A 20,581-nucleotide genomic window follows, 5' to 3' on the forward strand; every position below is an offset into this window, starting at 1 on the left:
CCGGCGCCTGACGCCAGCGTTGGCGGACGTCCTTGTTCGGAACCGTCAGGCGCACCACCGAAGCTCGGCCGTTCAAAGCGGACGGCTCTAACATTCGCTGCAGGTCGGGGGATTGTAGCCGACCGGCGGAGGCGGCCCGCCATACGGCCCGCCGCGATATCCTCCGCCCCTGTATCGTGGATAGCCGCCGTAGCCGGGGCCGCCGCCCCAATAAGCGGGCGCCTGGACGACCGGGGCAACCGGCGCACCGCAGCCATACTCATCGCAGTACGAGCCCGGGTAGGCGTAGGAGCGCTGATCGACGCAGCCTGCCGCAAGCGTTCCGAACAGCAAAACCGAAGCGAGGGCTGTGAACCGCATTGAAGTTTCCTCCTGTCGCGATCATCCGCCGCCAGACCTGAACGATCGCTGACAATTCCCAGTTCCACGCCGCCACGCGAGCTGGAACTCGCCCTCGCCAAGAGGGCTGAACGGGATAATCGGATCAGCGCCGTGACGCGGGTGCGATCGCCGGGAGTTCGTTGCCGGGCAGTGGGGCTTCGTTCGCCACGCGCTCGACGCTGGCGGTGCGTCCGCTGGTCGCCAACGCGACGGTGAGCTTCTCGGCGCGGTCGGGCGCCATCGCCGCCAGCACCTCGGACATCTTGCGCGGATTCATCTGCTGCACCACCGGCACGAGCACGTCGAGGCCGAGGCGGTCGAAGACGCGCGCGGCATCCTTCGGCTTCATCGATTCGTACATGATGACGAGGTTCTTGATCGCCTTGGCTTCCTCGACGGCAGGCTTGCTGGCGCCCTGGCCGCCGGCCTTCTCTTCGAGCGCCTTCAGATCGCCGACGCGCCCGTCGAGTTTCTTCTCGGCGGAGTTCAGCAGGCGCTCGCGCATTTCGAGCTCGCGCATCCGGCCCTCCAGCTCCTCGCGCCGCTCGCCGAGGCGTTCCAGGATCGCCTTCTCGGCCGGCGAAACCGGCTGGACCGACCCGTTCATGATGTCGGCCTTGTTGTTGGCATTGGCGGCCATACGGACCGCTCCGCCCTTGGCCTCGGCTTCGTTCTTTTCCTGCTCCTTCTTCGGATCGGGGGCGGGTACGGAGCCGGTTGTCTCGGGATCGAAGATTTTGGGCGCGGTCGTGTTCGTAGGCTTGGCCGCGGTCTGCGCGAAAAGCGGCGCGGCGGCCGGGATGTGGCCGGGCGAGGGCTCCGCCGTCCAGGCGAGCAGCTTCAGCGCCAGGAGACCCATGGCGCCGAGAATCACTGCCGGCAGGAGGCGGGGCCGTTCGATCACGCAGCCTGTTCCTCGAGGCGGCGCGCGGCGCGGGCGCGGATGGCGGCGGCCGACTGGACCGCGCTCTCAAGGCGGGAGACCGGAGCCGGCGCCGCGGGCGCCTCGACCGGAGCTTCCTTGGCGCCGACCAGGGTCGCGGCGCTGACGATCTGGCCGATGCGCTCCATCACCGCCTGGCCGGCCTCGACCTGCGCGGCGAGATCGGCAGCGTAGCGCTCGGCGGTGCGCAGGCGCTCCTCCAGGGTGCGGTCGCAATCGCCCAGCGTGGACTTGAGGCCGGCGATGGCGCGCTCGGCATTGTCGGTCGCGGTGATCAGCGCGCCGACGGTCTGGCGCATGCCGGCTTCGTCCGCCTTCAGCCGCTCGATGCGCTTGGTCAGGATGAAGCAGGTGACGATGGTGGCGACGAGAAGGCAGGCGACAAGCACGTCGGCGATGAGATTGAGCGTCATGGCATCCCTATCAGGTCGTCGCGCCGAGATGGCTGGCGAGGCTGTCGAAAGCGGCAAGGGTCGTCTTGGAGCGCCGGAGCGGGTTCACCACCCGCACGGCGATCTTGTCGTCGACCCGTCCGATCCGGCCCTCGGTGACGACGAAGTCGCCGCAGCGCAGCGAGACGATTGAATCCGGCCGGGCGTCGAACATCAGCGTGTCGCCGATCTCGAGCTTCATGACGCGCTTCAACGGCATCTGGGTCTCGTGGAGCACGCAGGTGACGTCGACATCGGCCTGCCAGACCTCGGTCGCGAGATGGTTCTCCCAGATCGGATCGCGCCCGAGCTTCTCGCCCATGAAGCTTTCGAGCAGCAATTCGCGGATCGGCTCGATGGTGGCGTAGGGCAAGAGGATGTGCAGAGCGCCGCCACGGCCTTCCATGTCGAATTTCAGCTCGACGCGGATCGCGGCATTGGCAGGGCGGGAGATCGAGACGAAGCGCGGATTGGATTCGACGCGGTCGACGATGAACCTCACCGGCGAGAGCGGCTTGAAGGCGGCCTCGGCATCGCCCAGCACCAGCTCGATGACGCGGCGGACCATGCGGATTTCGATGGAGGTGAAGGGGCGGCCGTCGATGCGCGGTGCCGGCTGGCCGCGCTTGCCGCCGAACATCGCGTCGAGGACGGAGTAGATCAGGGACGGCTCGATGGTGATGAGGCCGAAATTGTCCCATTCCTCGGCCCTGAACACCGAGAGCAGCGCCGGCTGCGAGATCGAGTTGATGTAGTCGCCGAAGCGGACCGAGCGGATGCTCTCCAGCGTGACCTCGACATTGTCCGTGAAGAAGTTGCGCAGGCTGGTCGAGAGCAGGCGCACCAGACGCTCGAAGATGATCTCGAGCATCGGCAGGCGTTCATAGGCGACCGAGCCGGAATCGACGATCGCCTGGATGCCGTTGCGGCCGTCCTTGTCGTCGCCGCTGGAGAAACCGAGCATCGTGTCGATTTCGTCCTGCGACATCAGGCGGTCGGTACCGCCTTCCTGCTCGCCATCATCCTCCATGATGTCGGGCATCGCCGCCCAGCCGGCCGCCATCCCTTCCGGGGTCAGCGGCTCGTCGCTCGGCGTGTTCTTGTCGTGTTCGGTGCTCATCTTTGCGCCGCCATCTCGGTCCGGTGTGCGGGAGCCATCGGCTCGCTCATTGCACCAGCAGTTCCTTGAACAACACGGCGTCGACCTTGGCCGGATAGACGGTCAGATTGACGCGGCGCAGCAGTTCTTCCTTGAGCCGGAACATGCCGGCCGAGCCTTCGAGATCGGAGGGGCGCAGTTCGCGCATGAAGACCTGGAAGGCATCCTCGACGCGCGGCAGCAGCGGCTTGATCTGGTCGGCCGCCTTCGCATCGGCGATCTCCAGCACGACCTTGATCTTCATGATCGACTGGCGGTCCTGCTGGCCGCTATTGGACATGCCGATCATCATGTCCTTCATGTCGAGGAAGGCGACGGGGGCCTTGGCCGCGGCCTCGGCAGCCGCGGTCTGCTCGGGCGAAGGCTTTTTCAGGAAGAACCAGCCACCACCGCCGGCGGCCGACAGCAGCATGACGCCGCCGATGATCATGAAGAGCTTCTTCTTGCTCTTCGGCGCCTCTTCGCCGGCAGCGCCTTCTTCCTTTTCCTTCTTGGGCTTCTTCGCCATCTCGTCACGCGTCCCGGGCCGCCGGGCCGCCTTCTGCAGCCCATAGAGGCACCTTCCCCAATTACGGTTAACGCGTCGTTAAGGGCGGCAGAATTTGCCGGGCGTTTCTTGCCGCTCCTGCAGCCTGTGCCGGGGTGCGGCACCTGAGAGAAATCGACCTGTATTTAATGATATCAATAACTTGTATGGGTTAACCATGCTGGCATGCCGCTTGCGAAGCATGGGCCGTGGCGACTGCGCTGGGGAGCGTCGAGGTCGCCGCGGGACATGATCGGGAGATAAGCCGTGGAGAACGCGCTTCTCATCGGCCTGTCGCGTCAGGTGGCCCTGGCGCGCGAGCTGGACGTCATCGCCAACAACATGGCGAATGTCGGCACCAACGGATTCAAGGCACGCAGCGCGCGCTTCAACGAATTCCTCATGCCTGTCGCGAAGGCCGACGCCTTCAAGCCGGCTGACCGGCCGCTGTCCTATGTCATCGACAAGGGCACGCCGCTCGATCTGTCGCAGGGCACGATCGAGATGACGGGCAATCCGCTCGACGTCGCGCTGAAGGGCGACAACTACCTCGTCGTGCAGACGCCGAACGGCGAGCGCTATACCCGCGCCGGCTCCCTCAATATCGACCGGCAGGGCCGGCTCGTGACCCAGACCGGCCTGCCGGTGATGGGCGATGGCGGGCCGATCGCCTTCGGCTCCAGCGAACACTCCATGCGCATCGCCGCCGACGGCACCGTGAGCAGCGACCAGGGCACGCGCGGCAAGCTGCGCCAGGTCCGCTTCGCCGATCCGAAGACGCTGGCGAACGAAGGCACCAACCTGTTCTCCTCGACCACGCCCCCGCAGGCCGCCGGCCTCGAGGCGCGAATGGAGCCGGGCGCGATCGAGCGCTCCAACGTCAAGGCCGTGGTCGAGCTGACCCGCCTGATGGAGGTGCAGCGCAACTACCAGAGCGTCGCCAACATGATCAGCAAATCCGATGAACTGCGCAGCCGGGCGATCTCGCGCCTGGCCGACCAGCAAGCCTGATAGCGGAAGGGAGCACGCACCATGCGCGCCATGCAGACAGCCGCGACCGGCATGATGGCCCAGGAGATGAACGTCCAGGTCATCTCCAACAACATCGCCAACGTCCGGACCACCGGCTACAAGCGCCAGCAGATTCATTTCCAGGACCTGCTCTACGAACATTTCCGGCGCGCCGGCTCGGCTACCTCCGACCAGAACACCCAGGCTCCGGCCGGCACCTTCATCGGCTCCGGCGTCAAGACGGTCTCGACCGGCCGCGTCATGACCCAGGGCAACATTACCCCGACCGAGAAGCCCTACGACCTCGCCATCCGCGGCGAGGGCTTCTTCCGCATCCGCATGCCGGACGGCCGCACCACCTATAGCCGCGACGGCTCCTTCGACCTCGATGCGCAGGGCCAGCTCGTCACCCGCGACGGCTATCAGGTCGAGCCCGGCATTACCGTGCCGAACAACGCCTCCAGCGTCAGCGTCAATGCGCAGGGCATCGTCGAGGCGATGGTTCCGGGACAGACCGCGCCGCAGCAGCTCGGCCAGATTCAGCTCGTGCGCTTCGTCAACAAGGTCGGCCTCGAGTCGATCGGCGACAACCTCTATGTCGAGACGGCCGCCTCGGGCCAGCCGATCGACGGCTTCGGCGGCGGCGAAGGCTTCGGCACGCTGCAGCAGAACTATCTCGAAGAGGGCAACGTTCAGGCCGTCACCGAGCTTTCCTCGCTGATCGCCGCGCAGCGCGCCTATGAGATGAACTCCAAGGTCATCACCGCCGCCGACCAGATGATGTCGGCGACGACCCAGATGTTCCGCGGCTGAGGGGGCTCATCATGATCCGTCTCTCCCTGATCGCCTTGGCTCTCTCCGGCACCGCCGCGCTCGCCGCGCCGCAGCAGATCCAGACCGCGCCGGTCGCGATGGCCTCGGCCGTTGCGGCGCCGGCTGCCGCCGCGCTGCCCTCCAAGCTGCACCTGCGTCCCGAGGTCAGCCTGGCGCGCGATCTCGTCACCTTCGGCGATCTCATTCCGGGCCTCGCCGGCGAGGCTGCCGCGACGGCGGCCTTCCGGGCGCCGGCGCTCGGCGAGACCGGCACCATCCAGGTCGCGCGCATCGTCGAGGCAGCCCGCGCTGCCGGCATCGTCCGTGAGGCGAGCGAACTTCAGAGCCAGGGCTTTGCCCAGGTCGTTGTCACGCGTAGCGCGCGCCGCATCACCGCCATGGACCTCGAAGCCGCCGTGAAGGCCGGCTTGCAGGAGCGCTTCGGTGTCGATGCCCGCATCTTCGCGCTGGCGATCGATGGCGGGGCGCCGAGTGTCGCGGTCGAGCCTGAATTGACCGGCGACGTTGCCGTGGTCGACCTCTCCTTCGACGCACGCTCGCGGCGTCTGCAGGCCCGGCTCGCAGTGCCCGGCAGCACCGCGCTGCGCCTGAAGCCGCTGCGTATCTCCGGCCAGCTCGTCGAGACCATGGAAGTCGTGGTACCGAAGCGCCTGATCGCCCGCGGCGAGACGCTCGGCAAGGACGACGTCACCGTCGAGCGCCGCCCGCGCGACGGGCAGGGTAACGAGATCATCGGCGATGTCCGCGCCGCCATTGACAAGGTCGCGCGCCGGGCGCTGCTCGCCGGCGTGCCGCTGCGCGGCAGCGACGTCCAGCGCGAGGAGATCGTCGCCAAGGGCGATCTCGTCACCATCGTCTACGAGGCGCCGGGCCTTTTGATCACGCTGCGCGGCCGGGCCAACGAGGCCGGTGCGATGGGCGATGTCGTCTCCGTCACCAATCCCCAGTCCAAGCGCGTGCTGCAAGGCAAGGTCAGCGGGGCGGGACGGGTCTCCGTCCAGCCTTCCGCCGCCGGCCGTGTCGCCAGCGCCCAGTAAAGCTCCGTGGAAACCGCCATGTACGCCACCCGCCTCGCCAAGCTTTCCGGGCTCCTGCTGCTGACCGCCTCGCTCGGCGCCTGCGGCATGGGCGACCGCCTCGCCAATGTCGGCCAGGCGCCGACGCTCTCGCCGATCGAGGACCCGACCGCCGCCAAGGGCTACAAGCCCGTGCAGATGCCGATGCCGGAGGTGGCGCATGCCTCCTACGCGCCGAACTCGCTCTGGCGCACCGGGTCGCGCGCCTTCTTCAAGGACCAGCGCGCCCGCAATGTCGGCGACCTCGTCACCGTCAAGGTCAAGGTCACGGACCGGGCCCAGCTCAACAACACGACCAAGCGTAGCCGCAAGAACGGCGAGGATTTCGGCGCCGAGAACGCCTTTGGCTTCGAGAACAAGCTCGACAAGTTCCTGCCCGACGGCGCCAAGGCCTCCTCGCTGTTGAAGCTCGATTCCGATGCTTCGAGCGAAGGTGCGGGCTCGGTCAACCGCTCCGAGACGCTGGCGACCAATGTCGCGGCGGTCGTCACCCAGAACCTGCCCAACGGCAATCTGGTGATCGAGGGCAAGCAGGAGATCCGCGTCAATTTCGAGGTGCGTGAATTGATCGTCGCCGGCGTAATCCGGCCCGAGGACATCGAATCCGACAACACCATCGAGTCGACCAAGATCGCCCAGGCCCGCATCGCCTACGGCGGCCGCGGCCAGATCACCGATGTTCAGCAGCCGCGCTACGGCCAGCAGGTGATGGACATCCTGCTGCCCTTCTGACCCGCTCGTCCGCCCCCTCTACTCTGACGGACGTCTGAAGCAGCTTTCTGCGCTTCCGGCGCTCACGGACATCAGTCCGCTGCGCTCCGGTTCTCGAAAGCCGCTCCAGCCGACTCACCAGAGCGAAGGGACGAACGGACGGCCTCCACCGAATCCCGGACGGCGCGGAACGCTCCCCCTTGTCTCCGCGCCGGACGGATGGCGGTCTCTCCCGAGCCGCCACCATCCCGGCCGCCCGCCACGCTCCCCAAGCTTTTAAAGCTGGCGGCCAGAAGCCCCGCGTTCTCCCGACGCGGGGCTTTCCATTGTTCCCAAAAAGGCGCCGCTCGCGTGGATATCCGCGTTCCAGCGCGCCGCTCTTCCTGAGGCCGGCAACGACATCGCCAGGCGAGTTGACCTTTGGGTATCGTTAGGCTGTGATGACGACGGATCTGCTGCCGCAACAAGTCTTTGGCCGAGTCCAGTAGCTGTTTCGGTTATGCCTCGCGCGAGAGGAGTTCCGTCATGACGGCAGCCGTTCACCCCGCCGCTCCGCATGCGCTCCCACCCTTCATCACCGCCCCCGGCGAAACCGACGTCCTGTTGGTGCTGGCGGGAATCCTTCTTGTCGGAGCGGTGCTGGGCGTCGGCCTGCTCTTCCTGCGGCTGCACACCTTGCCCGAGCGCATGGCGCACAAGACGCACAAGCTTCAGTTCGAGATCGTGGCGGTGCTCGGACTGCTTGCGCTGTTCACGCATATCCACCTGTTCTGGGTGGCCGGACTCCTGCTCGCCTTGATCGATTTTCCTGATTTTTCCGGGACGTTCGGCCGGATGGCGAGGGCCCTGGAGACCATCGCCGGCAAGCCCCCGGTCGAAAGCGAGGAAACGGGCGCGCTAGCAGCGGAGGCGGCTGTCGCGGGGCCACCGGAGAGCCCGCAGGCCGCTGTCGTCGAGAGCCAGGAGAAGGGGCATGCTTGAGCTTCTCATCTGCGCGCTCTTCACGATCTTTCCCGACTATCTCTTTCGCCGGTACGGTCAGGGCAAACGCTTCGGCCGAGAGATCACGCTCTTTTCGGTCTGGTTCGAATTGCGCTGGGGCATCGTGACCTGCGTCATGCTGACGGTCGCCCTGATCACCGTGATCTTCTACTATCATCCGTCGACGACGAGCGCGACGGTCTTCTTCCGGACGGTGCCGATCGTCCCGGAGGTCAATGGCCGCGTCGCCGAGGTGCATGTCGGGGTCAGCCAGGCGGTCGCCAAGGGCGATCTGCTTTTCTCGCTGGACAACAAGACACAGGCCTCGGCCGTCGAGGCAGCGCGCCGCAAGATCGCAGAGGCGGATGCCGCGCTCGTGGTCGCGAAGGCGGATATCCTCGCCGATGAAGGCAAGATCCAGGAAGCGAAGAGCTCCCTGCAACAGGCCCTCGACGAGTTGCGGACCAAGACAGAATTGCAGCGGCGCAATGATGCCGTGGTCGCCGCTCGCGAAATCGAACGGCTCGAGAACCTTGTGGCGGGACGCGAGGCCGCGCTGCTGTCGGTGACGGCCGCGAGGGATGCCGAGCAGACCAGGATCGCGACGCTGCTTCCCGCCCAGCGTTCCAGCGCCGAGGCCGCGCTTGCACAGGCCGAGGCCGAATTGCAGAAGACGGTGGTGCGGGCAGGGTTTGCCGGGCGGGTGGAGCAATTCACGCTGCGGGTCGGCGATATCGTCAACCCGTTCATGCGCCCCGCAGGAATCGTCATCCCGGAAGAGGCGGGACGGGGACGGCTGGTCGCCGGGTTCAACCAGATCGAGGCACAGGTGATGAAGGTCGGCATGGTCGCCGAGGTCACCTGCATCTCCAAGCCCTGGGTGGTCATCCCGATGGTGGTGACGGGCGTGCAGGACTTCATCGCCGCTGGCCAGGTCCGGAGCGGCGAGCAACTCATCGATGCGCAGCAGGTGGTCCGGCCCGGCTCCATCCTCACCACGCTGGAGCCACTCCATCAGGGTGGGCTCGACGGCGTGACGCCCGGCAGCAGCTGCATCGCCAACGCCTATACCAGCAACCACGACATCATCGCGGCGAAGGAAACCGGCACGATGCGCCGCATCGCGCTGCACGCCGTCGATGCGACCGGGGTGGTCCATGCCATCCTGCTGCGCATCCAGGCGCTGGTGCTGCCGGTCCAGTCTCTCGTCTTCGGCGGGCACTGAGGGCGGGAGGGGGCCGGCGCGCGCAGTTCAGCATCGCTTCGAGGCGTTATTCCTCGGAGCGGCTGGCGGAGTCGCGGTTGCGCTCGTATCGCTTCCTCAGCGGGAACGGCGGCAACCAGGATTCGCGGCGGATCGTCCAGAGTTCGTAGGTCGGTACCAGCTGGTCCGTCGCATCCAGCGAGCCAAGATTGATCTCGACCTCGTCGCCGCTGCGTCCGAAGACCGTCGAGCCGCAGCGGGGGCAGAAGAAGCGCCCGTCATAGTCGCGGGCATCGCCCTCGATTGTCACCGCGTCCTGCGGGAATATCGCCGAGGCGTGGAAGAGGGCGCCGTGGTGCTTGCGACAATCCAGGCAATGGCAGATGCCGATGCGATAGGGACGTCCCGACGCAGCGATACGAAGATTGCCGCACCGGCATCCGCCCGTGAAACGGTCCATGCTGTGCCTCCACCCGTTCGGACGCCATCACCGGCGAAAGCGTATCGCCAAAGCGACGGTTCGTTCACGCAAAAAGGCCCCGCGCCTCCCAGCGCGGGGCCCTTCCAAAAGACGGGGCGAGTATGTCCGCTTAATCGTCGCGGAAGACGCGCTCGTTGCGTTCGTGGCGCTCCTGCGCCTCCAGCGAGAGGGTCGCGATCGGGCGGGCTTCCAGCCGCTTCAGTGAGATCGGCTCGCCGGTCTCCTCGCAATAGCCGTAGGAGCCGTCATCGATGCGGGCGACCGCCGCGTCGATCTTGGCGATCAGCTTGCGCTGCCGGTCGCGGGCGCGAAGCTCGATGGCGCGATCGGTTTCGGAGGAGGCCCGGTCGGCGATGTCCGGGTGATTCTCGCTCTCCTTCTGCAAGGTGACCAGGGTCTCCTTGGCCTCCCGCAGGATCTCGTCCTTCCAGGCGAGGAGCTTGCCGCGGAAATACTCGCGTTGACGGTCGTTCATGAACGGCTCGTCATCGCTCGGTTTGTAATCCGCCTCGAGGATGATCTGCTTCGACATGGGCGCGCTCTCTCGTTTGTCGACTCTCGCACCCATCGGCTGTGCCGCGGGAGGGGAGCCGATTTGGCGCCCTTATAGCGATCCGTTTCAATCGGAACAATCGCTTCCGACAGGGCTTCAACGGCTTCGTGAAAATGCGCGATTTCGTGCCGATTCTCGGTGAAATTGGCTCGTTTTGCGTCAATTCAACTTGCGGATGGCTTCGGCAATATCAGCTTCAACCAATCGGGCAATCGGCTGGCGATAGTGACTATGGTCGAAGAAGAGGCTGGAATCGCGCAATTCAGGCCTGTCGACCCTCCAGTCGACCAGTGCGGTGCGCGGGCGCCGGGCCGCCAGATCGGCGAAAGCCTTGCGGCAGGCCGCGTCGGCTGCGGCGTCGCGCGTGCCGGGCTTCGACAGCGCGGTGACATAGACCGGCGGGCGCAGGAGAATCAGCGCGGTCTCGGCCGGCGCCGTTCTCATCAGCTCTTCAAGCCCCGTCGCCGCCGGGAAGGGGCCGTCGACATTGCCGCCGCCGGCCTCGATCGGCTTTTCCAGCCGGGCGATGATCTCCGGATTGGCGCCGTAGCCCTGCACGCCATAGCCCGATTCGTAGTCCCAATAGCCGTCCGGGCGGGCGCGCTCGGCCTTGCGTGAGGTCAGGTAGGCGATGCGGCGGGGCAGTTCCTCCAGCAAGTCGAAGCGCATCAGTCCGCCGACATAATCGGGCAGGCTGCGGCTCATGAGCCAGAAGGGGAAGGGCTTCTCGTTGGGCAGGGCTGGGTTCGCCGTGCACCAGTAATTGTCGATGCCGACCACGATCGCCTTCGGCGGCGTCTTCCGGTGATGGCGCAGGAACCAGTCGATCGTCGCGAAGGCCTCCCGCGGCTGTGTCGCCGGGGCGATCAGCGAGACGAAGGGGATGCCGGTCTTCGCGCGCAACTCCTCGGGAGAGATCAACTGGATATGCGAATTGCCGAAGATGGCGCCGGTGAAATTCGGGTCGCGGCCGCGGCTGGCCAGCGCCGTGCGCGGCCCTTGCGGACGCACGCCCTCCTTCAGCTTCAGCGGCGAGCGGCCGGAATCATAGGGGTCGATCAGGAAGGCGACTGTCAGAAAGGCGATCGCGATCAGCGCCGCCGCCCCCAGGAAGGCGCCGGTGAAGCCCGTCCACTTCGCCGCCCGAGCGGCCTGCTCAGAACTGGAAGTAGATGAACTCATAATTGGCGTCTTCGCCGATCTTCAGCAGGATGATGACGAACAGGAGCCCGCACAGGATCGCGAGCCAGCGGGCTGGCGGCAATTTGTGGGCGAGGTTCCAGGCGGTGGGGCCGATGATGGCGAAGGCGGCGGCCGGCAACAGGGCACGCCATTTGAAACCGGTGCCGATCGGCGCGAAGCCGAACAGGCCCTTGTAGATCGCCAGCGCGGCCTGGAAATTCGTGGCCCGGAACAGCACCCAGCACAAAGCCACGAACAGGAAGGTCAGGAGCCAGCCGAGCGCCGCCGGCATCGGTAAGTTGGCCCGGCGCCAGAACAGCGCGACGATCAGCGCCAGCCCGTGCGCCACGCCCCAGGCGACGAAGGTGAGGCCAGCGCCGTGCCAGAGGCCGCCCAGCGACATGGTCGCGAACAGAGCCCAGATCTGCGTCGGCAGGCCGGACCGCGAGCCGCCGAGTGGGATGTAGAGATAGTCGCGCAGGAAGCGCGATAGCGTCATGTGCCAGCGGCGCCAGAAGTCCTGGATCGAGAGCGAGCGATAGGGCGCCTCGAAGTTCTGCGGCAGCACGACGCCGAAGAGCAAAGCAAGGCCCAGCGCCATGTCGGTGTAGCCGGAGAAGTCGAAATAGATCTGGAAGGTGAAGGCGAGCGTCGCCTGCCAGGCTTCCGCCATGCTGATGACCTTGCCGGCCGCAGCCGCCGCGAAGACCGGGTTGGCATATTCGGCGAGGGGGTCGCCGATCAGCACCTTCTTGGCGAGACCGAAGGTCAGCAGCATCAGGCCGCGCGCGATCCGCTCGGCCGCATCCGGGCGCTGATAGGGCCGCTCGTCGAGCTGGTGCATGATCTCGCGCCAGCGCACCAGCGGGCCGGCGAGCACCTGCGGGAAGAAGGCGATGTAGAGCGCGTAGCGGACGAGATCGTAGCGCGGGGCCTGCCCGCGCCGCAGATCGGTCAGGTACATGATGTGATGGAAGGTGAAGAAGGAGACGCCGAGCGGCAGCGCGATGTCGAATTTCGGCGCCGGCAATCCGGGAATCATTCCAGCGAGATCGGCGAAGAAGTTAAAGTACTTGAAGACCGCAAGGACGGCGAGGTTCAGGACGATCGCGAGCGTGATCAGCGCTCCCGACTTCGTCTTCTGGAAAGCTTCGGCGATCAGCCAGTTCAGCGCGATCGAGAGCGCCAGCAGCGGCAGGAAGCGCCAGTCCCAATAGCCGTAGAAGGCGAAGGACAGCGCTACCAGAACCGGCAGCCGCCAGCTCGGCGCAAAGCGCTCCGCCGCCCAGTGAAGGGCGAGCGCCAGCGGCAGGAAGGCAAGCAGGAAGACGAAGGAGTTGAAGAGCATCGGGCGGGGAGCGGATCAAAGGATGGCTGCCGCCTTAGACCATAATCGGCGGCGAGTCATGTCGGGGGTGGTGCGGCGTGATGGAGAAGGTGGGCATCTGCCCTTCAGCGTTCATCCTTAGAGTTGAGGGTCTGGCGGTCGAAGGTGCGTGGGTGCCTGGGAGTTAGTCTGGACCTCCGGCGCTGGTCATCCCGGACGCAGCGAAGCGGAGATCCGGGATCCATTCCGGAGCGCTTTCGGGAGAGGTTCAGGCATGGATCCCGGGTCTCCCTGCGGTCGCCCAGGATGACCGCGCGTTTGTCGGAAGGAGGACGGAGCTATTGCAAGCCTTTCGATTTGGATTCAATCAATCGATTGATTGAAAGAGTTGGCGATGCTATCGGGATGGCATGAAAGCCATTTCAGACAACGATGCGGGAACGCGCGAGGCGCTGATCCGGGCCGGGCTCGACCTGTTCGGGCGGCACGGGTTCGAGGCGAGCTCGATCCGCCAGATCGCCCAGGTGGCGGGCGTCAACAGCGCCGGCATCGCCTATCATTTCGGCGGCAAGGACGGGCTCCGCCAGGCCTGCGCCGAGGCCGTGGTCGCGACGATGAAGCAGCGGGTCTTCGGCGCCGCCGCTGCCATGCCGCCGCTCGACGGGCTGGCGCCGGAGGCGGCGGTCGAGCTGCTACTCGGCATCGTTGGACGCGTCACGGCCTTCGCGACGCAGGCGCAGGAGAGCGAGACGATCGCCCGCTTCGTCCTGCGCGAGATGATGGAGCCGACCTCGGCCTTCGAGACGCTCTATGAGGGGCTCGTCGGCCCGGTCCATGGCCAGGTCTGCCGGCTCTGGGCGGCGGCGACCGGCATGGAGGCCGAGGCGCAGGACACCAGGCTCGCCGTCTTCGCAACGATCGGGCAGGTGCTCTATTTCCGGCTCGCCCGGCCCGCCGTGATGCGGCGCATGGGCTGGACCACGATCGACCAAGAACAGAGCGAAGCGATCGCCGGCGTCATCCGCGCCAATGTCCGCGCCAGCATCGCCGGCATGCGGGAGAACAGGTCATGATCCTCGGTTTTCTCTGCTCCTTCGCGCTGATCGCCGGCAGCTTCTCCGCCTGCGGCGGCGATACGGTCCGGATCGCCGGCTATGTCGAGGGCGAATACGTCCGGCTCGGCCCGATCGATACAGCCCGGATCGAGCATATCGACATCCGCAGGGGCGACCGTGTCGAAGCCGGCAAGGTTGTCGCCGGGCTCGAAACGACGGATGCCGAGAATGCTGTTCGGGAAAGTGAGGCGCGGCTGGTGCAGGCGCAGGCGCAATTGAACAACCTGAAGCTCGGCCGGCGACCCGAAGAGATCGCGGTGATCGAGGCCAATCTCGCCTCGGCCAAGGCGCAGCAGCGCGAGGCCGAGCGGGCTCTGGAGCGCCGGCAGGACCTGCTCCGGCGCGGCGTCTCGACCCAGGCCGATTTCGACCAGGCGGAGACGGCGCGCGATGTCGCTGCCGCGAGCGTGCGCCAGAACGCCGCCAATCTCGATGTCGCACGCCTGCCGGCGCGACCGGACGAGATCAAGGCGAGCGAGAACGCGGTCGAGCAGGCCAAGGCTGCGCTGGCGCAGGCGCGCTGGCGTCTGTCGCAGCGCCAGCTCGTCGCGCCCTCGGCCGGGCGGATCAGCGACGTGCTGCGCCGGGTCGGCGAACTCGCCGGACCGAGCGCGCCGGTGCTGCTGATGCTGCCGGACGGCGCCGCCAAGCTGATGCTCTATGTGCCGGAGGTACGAATCTCCGGCGTGACCACCGGCATGAAGCTCGATGTCCGCTGCGACGGCTGCGCGCCCGGGCTGACCGCAACCGTGACCTATGTCTCGCCGGAGCCGGAATTCACGCCGCCGGTGATCTATTCGGCGCAGACGCGCCAGAAGCTGGTCTATCTGGTCGAGGCGCGGCCCGATGGCGGTCCGCAATCGGCCTTGCAGCCCGGCCAGATCGTCGACGTGACGCTCAGGGGGCAGCGGTGAGCGCCTCGCTCGCCATCGATGTCCGCGGCATGACCAAGCGCTTCGGCAAACGCACGGTGGTCGACGATGTCGATCTCGCGGTGGCGACGGGCGAGATCGTCGGCTTCCTCGGCCCCAACGGCTCGGGCAAGACCACGACGATCCGCATGATCTGCGGTTTGCTCAGGCCCGATGCCGGGCAGGGCACGGTGCTCGGGCTCGATGTCCGCACCCAGAGCGCCGCGATCAAGCGCCAGGTCGGTTACATGACGCAGCGCTTCTCCTTCTACGAGGACCTGACCATCGCCGAGAACCTGACCTTCGTCGCCAGGCTCTACGAGCTCGATCCGGTCGCCGAGGCTGTGGCGAAGACGCTGGATGGGCTCGGCCTGACCTCCCGCAAGGACCAGCTTGCCGGCACGCTCTCGGGCGGCTGGAAGCAGCGGCTGGCGCTGGCCGCCTGCATCATGCATCAGCCGAAGCTGCTGCTGCTCGACGAGCCGACGGCCGGCGTCGATCCCAAGGCGCGGCGCGAGTTCTGGGACGAGATCCATCGCCTCGCCGGGGACGGGCTGACCGTGCTGGTCTCGACCCATTACATGGACGAGGCCGAGCGCTGCCATCGCATCGGCTACATCGCCTATGGCCGGATGCTGGCGACGGGGACGGTCGAGGAGGTCGTGAAGGGCTCAGGTCTCGTCACCTTCGTCGTCCATGGCGCGCTGAAGCCTGCCCAGATTCGGGCGCTGGAGGCGGCGGATGGCGTCGAGCAGGTCGCGCCCTTCGGTGCGACGCTGCATGTCGTGGGCACCGACCGAGGCAAGCTGGAGGCGGCGCTGGAGCCAGTCCGGCGCGAGGCCGGCATCAAGGTCGAGCCCGGCGAGACCAGCCTCGAGGACGTCTTCATCAAGTTCATGACCGGCGCACAGGAGAGGGCGGCATGATCGGCCTGTTCTCGCCCCGCCGGCTCGGCGCGATGCTGGCCAAGGAGTTCGTGCAGATGCGGCGCGACCGCATCACTTTCGCGATGATGCTGGCGGTGCCGATCGTCCAGCTCCTGCTCTTCGGCTACGCTATCAACAACGATCCGCGCGGCCTGCCGGCGGCGATCCTCGCGCTCGGGCAGGATCGCTATACCCGCGCGGTGGTCTCGGCGCTGGAAGTGTCGAACTATTACCGCTTCGGCGAGCGCCCGCAGAGCGCGGCCGAGGCCGAAAGCCTGATGGCGAAGGGGGAAATCTCCTTCCTCGTCACCATTCCCAGCGATTTCGGCGCCCGCGTCGAGCGGGCGGACAGGCCGCGCATCCTGGTCGAGGCCGATGCGACCGATCCGGCGGCGGCGAGCGGTGCTGTCTCGGCGCTCGGCACCATCGCGAGTCGGGCGTTGCTGCGGGCACAGGGGCGCGAGCCGGTGACCGATCCGGCCGGTGGTGGGGGCGATACCCTCTCCTTCATCGTGCACCGACGCTACAACCCGGAGAACATCACCCAGTACAACATCGTGCCCGGCCTGCTCGGCGTCATCCTGCAGATGACCATGGTGATGATGACGGCGATGGCGCTGACCCGCGAGATCGAGCGCGGCACGATGGAGAACCTGCTCGCCATGCCGGCGACGGCGGGCGAGATCATGCTCGGCAAGGTGCTGCCCTATCTTGCCGTCGGTGCCGTGCAGGTGGTGATCGTGCTGGGGGCGGCGAAGCTGCTTTTCGCCGTGCCCTTCCTCGGTGGTCTCGGGCTTCTGCTCACCTGCGTGCTGATCTTCGTGCTGGCGCTGGTTCTGCTCGGCTACACGATCTCGACGGTGGCGCGCACGCAGCTGCAGGCGATGCAGCTCACCTTCTTCTTCTTCCTGCCCTCGCTGATGCTGTCGGGCTTCATGTTTCCCTTCGCGGGCATGCCGGGCTGGGCGCAGACGCTGGGCGAACTGTTCCCGCTGACGCATTTCCTGCGGATCATCCGGGCGATCATGCTGAAGGGCGCGGACTTAAGCGATATCGACGACGAGGTGATCTATCTCAGCCTGTTCGTGCCGGTTTATGCGGGGCTCGCGCTGATGCGGTTCAGAAGCACGCTGGACTGAAGCGAGCTGCCGCGGGTATGCAGTCCGCGACTGTGACTTGCAAAATGATAGTCAGTGCATTAGCTGGGGCGCATGCAGCCCCGGCTCATCCCGCTCGCCGAATGTCCCTGCGCCCGCGCCGTCGAGGCGGTGGGCGAGTGGTGGAGCATCCTGATCCTGCGCGATGCGCTGCAGGGCTTCACCCGCTTCGACGAGTTCCAGCGCAGCCTCGGCATCGCGCCGAACATGCTGGCGCGGCGGCTCAAGCACCTCACCGAGGCCGGGCTGTTCGAGCGGCGGCTCTATAGCGAGCGGCCGAAGCGCTACGAATATGTGCTGACGCAGAAGGGCAGGGACTTCTTCCCGGTGGTCGCGGCGCTGGTTGCCTTCGGCAATCGGCATCTCGCGCCGGAAGGGCAGGCCCTGCTGCTCGCCGATCGCGAGAGCGGGCGGGCGGTCGTCCCGGCCTATGCCGATGCGCAGAGCTTGCAGCCCGTGAATCCTGACAACGTCACAGTCATCGCCGGCCCACAGGCCAGTCCCGGCATGCTGCAACGCCTCGCCATCGTGGCGGCGCGGGATGCGGCTGCGCCGGACACTCGCACATAGGAGCTTTCCATGCGCCGTATCGTCGTCACCGGAATGGGCGTGGTCTCGCCGCTCGGCTGCGGAACCGGGATCGCCTGGCAGCGTCTGCTCGCAGGGCGTTCCGGCCTGCGCCGCCTGCCGGATGCGATCGTCGAGACGCTGCCTGCCAAGGTGGCCGGCATCGTGCCGTCCAAGGCCGAGGATGCCGAGGGCGGCTTCGATCCTGATGCGGTGATCGCGCCGAAGGACCAGCGCAAGATGGACCGCTTCATCCAGTTCGCGCTGGTCGCCGCCAAGGAGGCGCTGGAGCAGGCCGGCTGGCAGCCGCAGAGCGAAGCCGAGCGCGAGCGCACTGCGACGGTGATCGCCTCCGGTATCGGCGGCTTCCCGGCGATCGCCGAGGCCGTGCGGATCACCGACCAGCGCGGGGCGCGGCGGCTTTCGCCCTTCACGATCCCGTCCTTCCTCGTCAACCTTGCCGCCGGCCATGTCTCGATCGAGCATGGCTTCAAGGGGCCGATCGGTGCGCCCGTGACGGCCTGCGCGGCCGGCGTGCAGGCGATCGGCGACGCGGCGCGAATGATCCGGGCGGGCGAGGTCGATATCGCGCTCTGCGGCGGCACTGAAGCTTGCGTTGATCTCGTCGCGCTCGGCGGATTCGCGGCGGCCCGGGCGCTCTCGACCAGCTTCAACGACGAGCCCGAAAAGGCCTCGCGGCCCTTCGACCGGGATCGCGACGGCTTCGTCATGGGCGAGGGCGCTGGGCTTCTGGTGATTGAGGCGCTGGAGCGTGCGCAGGCGCGGGGCGCCACGATCCTGGCGGAGCTCACCGGCTACGGCACCAGCGCCGATGCTTATCACATCACCTCGGGCCCGGAGGATGGTTCCGGCGCGCGGCGCGCCATGGAGACCGCGCTGAAGCAGGCGGGGCTGCGACCGGCCGATGTCGCGCATCTCAACGCCCATTCGACCTCAACGCCAGTCGGCGATCGCGGCGAGCTTGCCGCGATCAAGGCCGTGTTCGGCACGGAGGGCGGCATCGCGATCAGCGCGACGAAATCGGCCACCGGCCATCTGCTCGGGGCTGCCGGTGGATTGGAGGCGATCTTCACGATCCTGGCGCTGCGCGACCAGATCGCCCCGCCGACGCTCAACCTCGAAAACCCGGACGAGGCTGCAGCCGGGCTCGACCTTGTTGCGAAGGCGGCGCGGCCGCTCGCGATGGAGCACGCCATCTCGAACGGCTTCGGCTTCGGCGGGGTGAATGCCAGCGCCGCGTTCAGGCGCTGGCCGTAAGTTACCCGCTCAGAGCGGGATGTTGTCGTGCTTGCGCCAGGGGCGTTCGACGCTTTTGGTGCGGAGCATGGCGAGCGCGCGGGCGATGCGGCGCCGCGTCGAATGCGGCATGATCACCTCGTCGATATAGCCGCGCTCGGCCGCGACGAAGGGGGACATGAAGCGGTCCTCGTATTCCTTGGTCTGGCGCGCGATGGTTTCCGCATCGCCGCCGCGGAAGATGATCTCGACCGCGCCCTTGGCGCCCATCACCGCGATCTGCGCCGTCGGCCAGGCATAGTTCACGTCCGCGCCGATATGCTTCGAGGCCATCACGTCATAGGCGCCGCCGAAGGCCTTGCGCGTGATGATCGTGACCAGCGGCACGGTGCATTCCGAATAGGCGAAGAGCAGCTTGGCGCCGTGCTTGATCAGGCCGCCATATTCCTGCGCCGTACCGGGCAGGAAGCCGGGAACGTCGACCAGCGAGACGATCGGGATCTCGAAGGCGTCGCAATAGCGCACGAAGCGGGCGGCCTTGCGCGAGGCGTCGGAGTCGAGCACGCCGGCCAGCACCATCGGCTGGTTCGCGACGATGCCGACGGTGCGGCCCTCGATCCGGCCGAAGCCGGTGACGATGTTGCCGGCGTAGGCCGCCTGGATCTCGAAGAAGTCGCCCTCGTCGACCGTCTTCAGGATCAGCTCTTTGATGTCGTAAGGCTTGTTCGGATTGTCCGGCACGAGCGTATCGAGGCTCATGTCGACGCGGTCAGGCACGTCGAAGGACGGCCATTCCGGCACGCCGGCCGTGTTGTTGGCGGGCAGGAAGTCGAGCAGGCGGCGCACCTGCAAGAGCGCCTCGACATCGTTCTCGAAGGAGCCATCGGCGACGGAAGACTTGGAGGTGTGGACCTTGGCGCCGCCGAGCTCTTCGGAGGTCACGGTCTCGTTGGTGACGGTCTTCACCACCTCGGGGCCGGTGACGAACATGTAGGAAGTGTCGCGGACCATGAAGATGAAGTCGGTCATCGCGGGCGAGTAGACGTCGCCGCCGGCGCAGGGGCCCATGATCACCGAGATCTGCGGGATCACGCCCGAAGCCTGCACATTCCGCTTGAAGACCTCGCCATAGCCGCCGAGCGCCGCGACGCCCTCCTGGATGCGGGCGCCGCCGGCATCGAACAGGCCGACGATCGGCGCGCGCATCTTCAGCGCCATGTCCTGGATCTTGATGATCTTTTGGGCGTGGGTCTCGGAGAGCGAGCCGCCGAAGACGGTGAAGTCCTTGGAGAAGACGAAGACGGTGCGGCCATTGACCGTGCCCCAGCCGGTGACGACGCCGTCGCCGGGAATCTTCTCGGCCTTGTCCATGCCGAAATCGACGGCGCGGTGCTGCACGAACATGTCGAACTCCTCGAAGGAGTCCTTGTCGAGCAGGAGCTCGATGCGCTCGCGCGCCGTCAGCTTGCCGCGCTTGTGCTGCGCCTCGATGCGGCGCTCGCCGCCGCCCTTGCGGGCGCCCTCCCGGCGGGTTTCGAGCTGTTCGAGGATGTTCTTCATGGCGGCAGGCTCCCGGCCGGAAATCGCGTCTCAAAGCCGGCTTAAGCGGCAGGGCGCTGCGAGTCTATTGCGACGTTTGCCGAAGTCGGAACCGCAATCATGCGGAAGGCGGGTGATCAGCGATTTCGCGCCACCTTTGTCATTCCGGGGCGTGCCGCAGGCGTGAACCCGGAACCCACGACTGGGTGAGTGGTTGCGATTATGCGATTGCAAGGGCACGCCCGATCGTGGGTTCCGGGTTCTTCGCTGCGCGAAGCCCCGGAATGACAACGGTTGAGCGAAGCCGAT

At 66.8% G+C, this 20,581-nt stretch carries 21 protein-coding genes; 12 read left to right on the forward strand and 9 right to left on the reverse strand.

Translation table 11 applies throughout. The features are described from left to right. Nucleotides 1-484: 484 nt before the first annotated feature. Genes AC6RIC_RS11250 through fliL form a run of 4 tightly spaced genes read right to left on the reverse strand, consistent with a single transcriptional unit; the run spans nt 485 to nt 3,422 of the window. Entirely contained in the window at nt 485-1,285 is an 801-nt protein-coding gene (locus tag AC6RIC_RS11250; protein WP_499736244.1) for a MotE family protein, read from the reverse strand. Then, nucleotides 1,282-1,737 (reverse strand): DUF6468 domain-containing protein, encoded by a 456-nt coding sequence (locus tag AC6RIC_RS11255; RefSeq protein ID WP_454656363.1) that lies wholly within the window; start codon nt 1,735-1,737, stop codon nt 1,282-1,284. Before AC6RIC_RS11255 ends, AC6RIC_RS11250 begins: the two co-directional genes overlap by 4 nt. Before the next feature lie 10 nt (nt 1,738-1,747). Continuing rightward, the gene (fliM, locus tag AC6RIC_RS11260; RefSeq protein WP_454656364.1) at nt 1,748-2,875 is read right to left on the reverse strand and encodes a flagellar motor switch protein FliM; all 1,128 of its coding nucleotides are present in this window, start codon (nt 2,873-2,875) and stop codon (nt 1,748-1,750) included. 46 nt (nt 2,876-2,921) lie between these two features. Continuing rightward, nucleotides 2,922-3,422 (reverse strand): flagellar basal body-associated protein FliL, encoded by a 501-nt coding sequence (gene fliL / locus AC6RIC_RS11265; protein WP_499736245.1) that lies wholly within the window; start codon nt 3,420-3,422, stop codon nt 2,922-2,924. A 285-nt stretch (nt 3,423-3,707) separates the two neighbouring features. On the opposite strand from fliL, the gene flgF reads away from it, so the two are divergent. From flgF to AC6RIC_RS11295, 6 genes are all read left to right on the forward strand, one after another. Next, a complete protein-coding gene (flgF, locus tag AC6RIC_RS11270) occupies nt 3,708-4,451 on the forward strand; it encodes a flagellar basal-body rod protein FlgF (RefSeq protein WP_454656366.1) in 744 nt (247 codons plus the stop codon). Nucleotides 4,452-4,472: 21 nt separating this feature from the next. Continuing rightward, nucleotides 4,473-5,264 (forward strand): flagellar basal-body rod protein FlgG, encoded by a 792-nt coding sequence (gene flgG / locus AC6RIC_RS11275; RefSeq protein ID WP_454656367.1) that lies wholly within the window; start codon nt 4,473-4,475, stop codon nt 5,262-5,264. A gap of 11 nt (nt 5,265-5,275) precedes the next feature. Further along, nucleotides 5,276-6,322, forward strand: coding sequence for a flagellar basal body P-ring formation chaperone FlgA (gene flgA, locus AC6RIC_RS11280; protein WP_499736246.1), 1,047 nt, complete (start codon nt 5,276-5,278; stop codon nt 6,320-6,322). Between the two features lie 18 nt (nt 6,323-6,340). Continuing rightward, nucleotides 6,341-7,093, forward strand: a complete 753-nt coding sequence (gene flgH / locus AC6RIC_RS11285) for a flagellar basal body L-ring protein FlgH (RefSeq protein ID WP_454656369.1) — start codon at nt 6,341-6,343, stop codon at nt 7,091-7,093. Nucleotides 7,094-7,597: 504 nt separating this feature from the next. Further along, on the forward strand, nt 7,598-8,053 hold the full coding sequence (locus AC6RIC_RS11290; RefSeq protein ID WP_454656370.1) for a hypothetical protein: 456 nt from the start codon (nt 7,598-7,600) through the stop codon (nt 8,051-8,053). Then, nucleotides 8,046-9,278: an HlyD family secretion protein gene (locus tag AC6RIC_RS11295; RefSeq protein WP_454656371.1), complete on the forward strand. Its 1,233-nt coding sequence runs from the start codon at nt 8,046-8,048 to the stop codon at nt 9,276-9,278. The genes AC6RIC_RS11290 and AC6RIC_RS11295 overlap by 8 nt, the downstream gene beginning before the upstream one ends. Before the next feature lie 46 nt (nt 9,279-9,324). Here AC6RIC_RS11295 and AC6RIC_RS11300 read toward each other — a convergent pair whose 3' ends face one another. The 4 genes from AC6RIC_RS11300 to AC6RIC_RS11315 all read right to left on the reverse strand — a co-directional run bounded on the left by AC6RIC_RS11300 (nt 9,325) and on the right by AC6RIC_RS11315 (nt 12,821). Beyond that, nucleotides 9,325-9,717, reverse strand: coding sequence for a GFA family protein (locus AC6RIC_RS11300; protein ID WP_499736247.1), 393 nt, complete (start codon nt 9,715-9,717; stop codon nt 9,325-9,327). Between the two features lie 130 nt (nt 9,718-9,847). Next, nucleotides 9,848-10,270 carry an RNA polymerase-binding protein DksA gene (gene dksA, locus AC6RIC_RS11305; protein WP_454656373.1) on the reverse strand — a complete coding sequence of 141 codons (423 nt, stop codon included), beginning with the start codon at nt 10,268-10,270 and terminating at the stop codon, nt 9,848-9,850. 180 nt (nt 10,271-10,450) lie between these two features. Continuing rightward, nucleotides 10,451-11,473, reverse strand: a complete 1,023-nt coding sequence (locus AC6RIC_RS11310) for a hypothetical protein (protein ID WP_499736248.1) — start codon at nt 11,471-11,473, stop codon at nt 10,451-10,453. Further along, nucleotides 11,448-12,821, reverse strand: a complete 1,374-nt coding sequence (locus AC6RIC_RS11315) for an MBOAT family O-acyltransferase (RefSeq protein WP_499736249.1) — start codon at nt 12,819-12,821, stop codon at nt 11,448-11,450. The genes AC6RIC_RS11310 and AC6RIC_RS11315 overlap by 26 nt, the downstream gene beginning before the upstream one ends. 389 nt (nt 12,822-13,210) lie before the next feature. Here AC6RIC_RS11315 and AC6RIC_RS11320 point away from each other — a divergent pair, with 389 nt between their 5' ends. The 6 genes from AC6RIC_RS11320 (at nt 13,211) to fabF (ending at nt 18,754) form a co-directional block, all read left to right on the forward strand. Beyond that, the gene (locus tag AC6RIC_RS11320) at nt 13,211-13,873 is read left to right on the forward strand and encodes a CerR family C-terminal domain-containing protein (protein ID WP_454656375.1); all 663 of its coding nucleotides are present in this window, start codon (nt 13,211-13,213) and stop codon (nt 13,871-13,873) included. Next, the gene (locus AC6RIC_RS11325; protein WP_499736250.1) at nt 13,870-14,829 is read left to right on the forward strand and encodes an HlyD family secretion protein; all 960 of its coding nucleotides are present in this window, start codon (nt 13,870-13,872) and stop codon (nt 14,827-14,829) included. The genes AC6RIC_RS11320 and AC6RIC_RS11325 overlap by 4 nt, the downstream gene beginning before the upstream one ends. A 29-nt stretch (nt 14,830-14,858) precedes the next feature. After that, complete coding sequence (locus AC6RIC_RS11330; protein WP_499736588.1) at nt 14,859-15,752, forward strand: ABC transporter ATP-binding protein; 894 nt, start codon at nt 14,859-14,861, stop codon at nt 15,750-15,752. After that, nucleotides 15,749-16,891: an ABC transporter permease gene (locus AC6RIC_RS11335; RefSeq protein ID WP_499736251.1), complete on the forward strand. Its 1,143-nt coding sequence runs from the start codon at nt 15,749-15,751 to the stop codon at nt 16,889-16,891. Before AC6RIC_RS11330 ends, AC6RIC_RS11335 begins: the two co-directional genes overlap by 4 nt. A 72-nt stretch (nt 16,892-16,963) precedes the next feature. Then, the gene (locus AC6RIC_RS11340) at nt 16,964-17,479 is read left to right on the forward strand and encodes a winged helix-turn-helix transcriptional regulator (protein ID WP_454656378.1); all 516 of its coding nucleotides are present in this window, start codon (nt 16,964-16,966) and stop codon (nt 17,477-17,479) included. A 9-nt stretch (nt 17,480-17,488) separates the two neighbouring features. After that, on the forward strand, nt 17,489-18,754 hold the full coding sequence (gene fabF, locus AC6RIC_RS11345; RefSeq protein ID WP_499736252.1) for a beta-ketoacyl-ACP synthase II: 1,266 nt from the start codon (nt 17,489-17,491) through the stop codon (nt 18,752-18,754). Between the two features lie 9 nt (nt 18,755-18,763). Here the strand turns inward: fabF and AC6RIC_RS11350 are convergent, their stop codons facing one another. Beyond that, nucleotides 18,764-20,293: an acyl-CoA carboxylase subunit beta gene (locus AC6RIC_RS11350; RefSeq protein WP_499736253.1), complete on the reverse strand. Its 1,530-nt coding sequence runs from the start codon at nt 20,291-20,293 to the stop codon at nt 18,764-18,766. Between the last annotated feature and the right edge of the window lie 288 nt (nt 20,294-20,581).

Source organism: Allobosea sp. TBD101, from assembly GCF_059817965.1.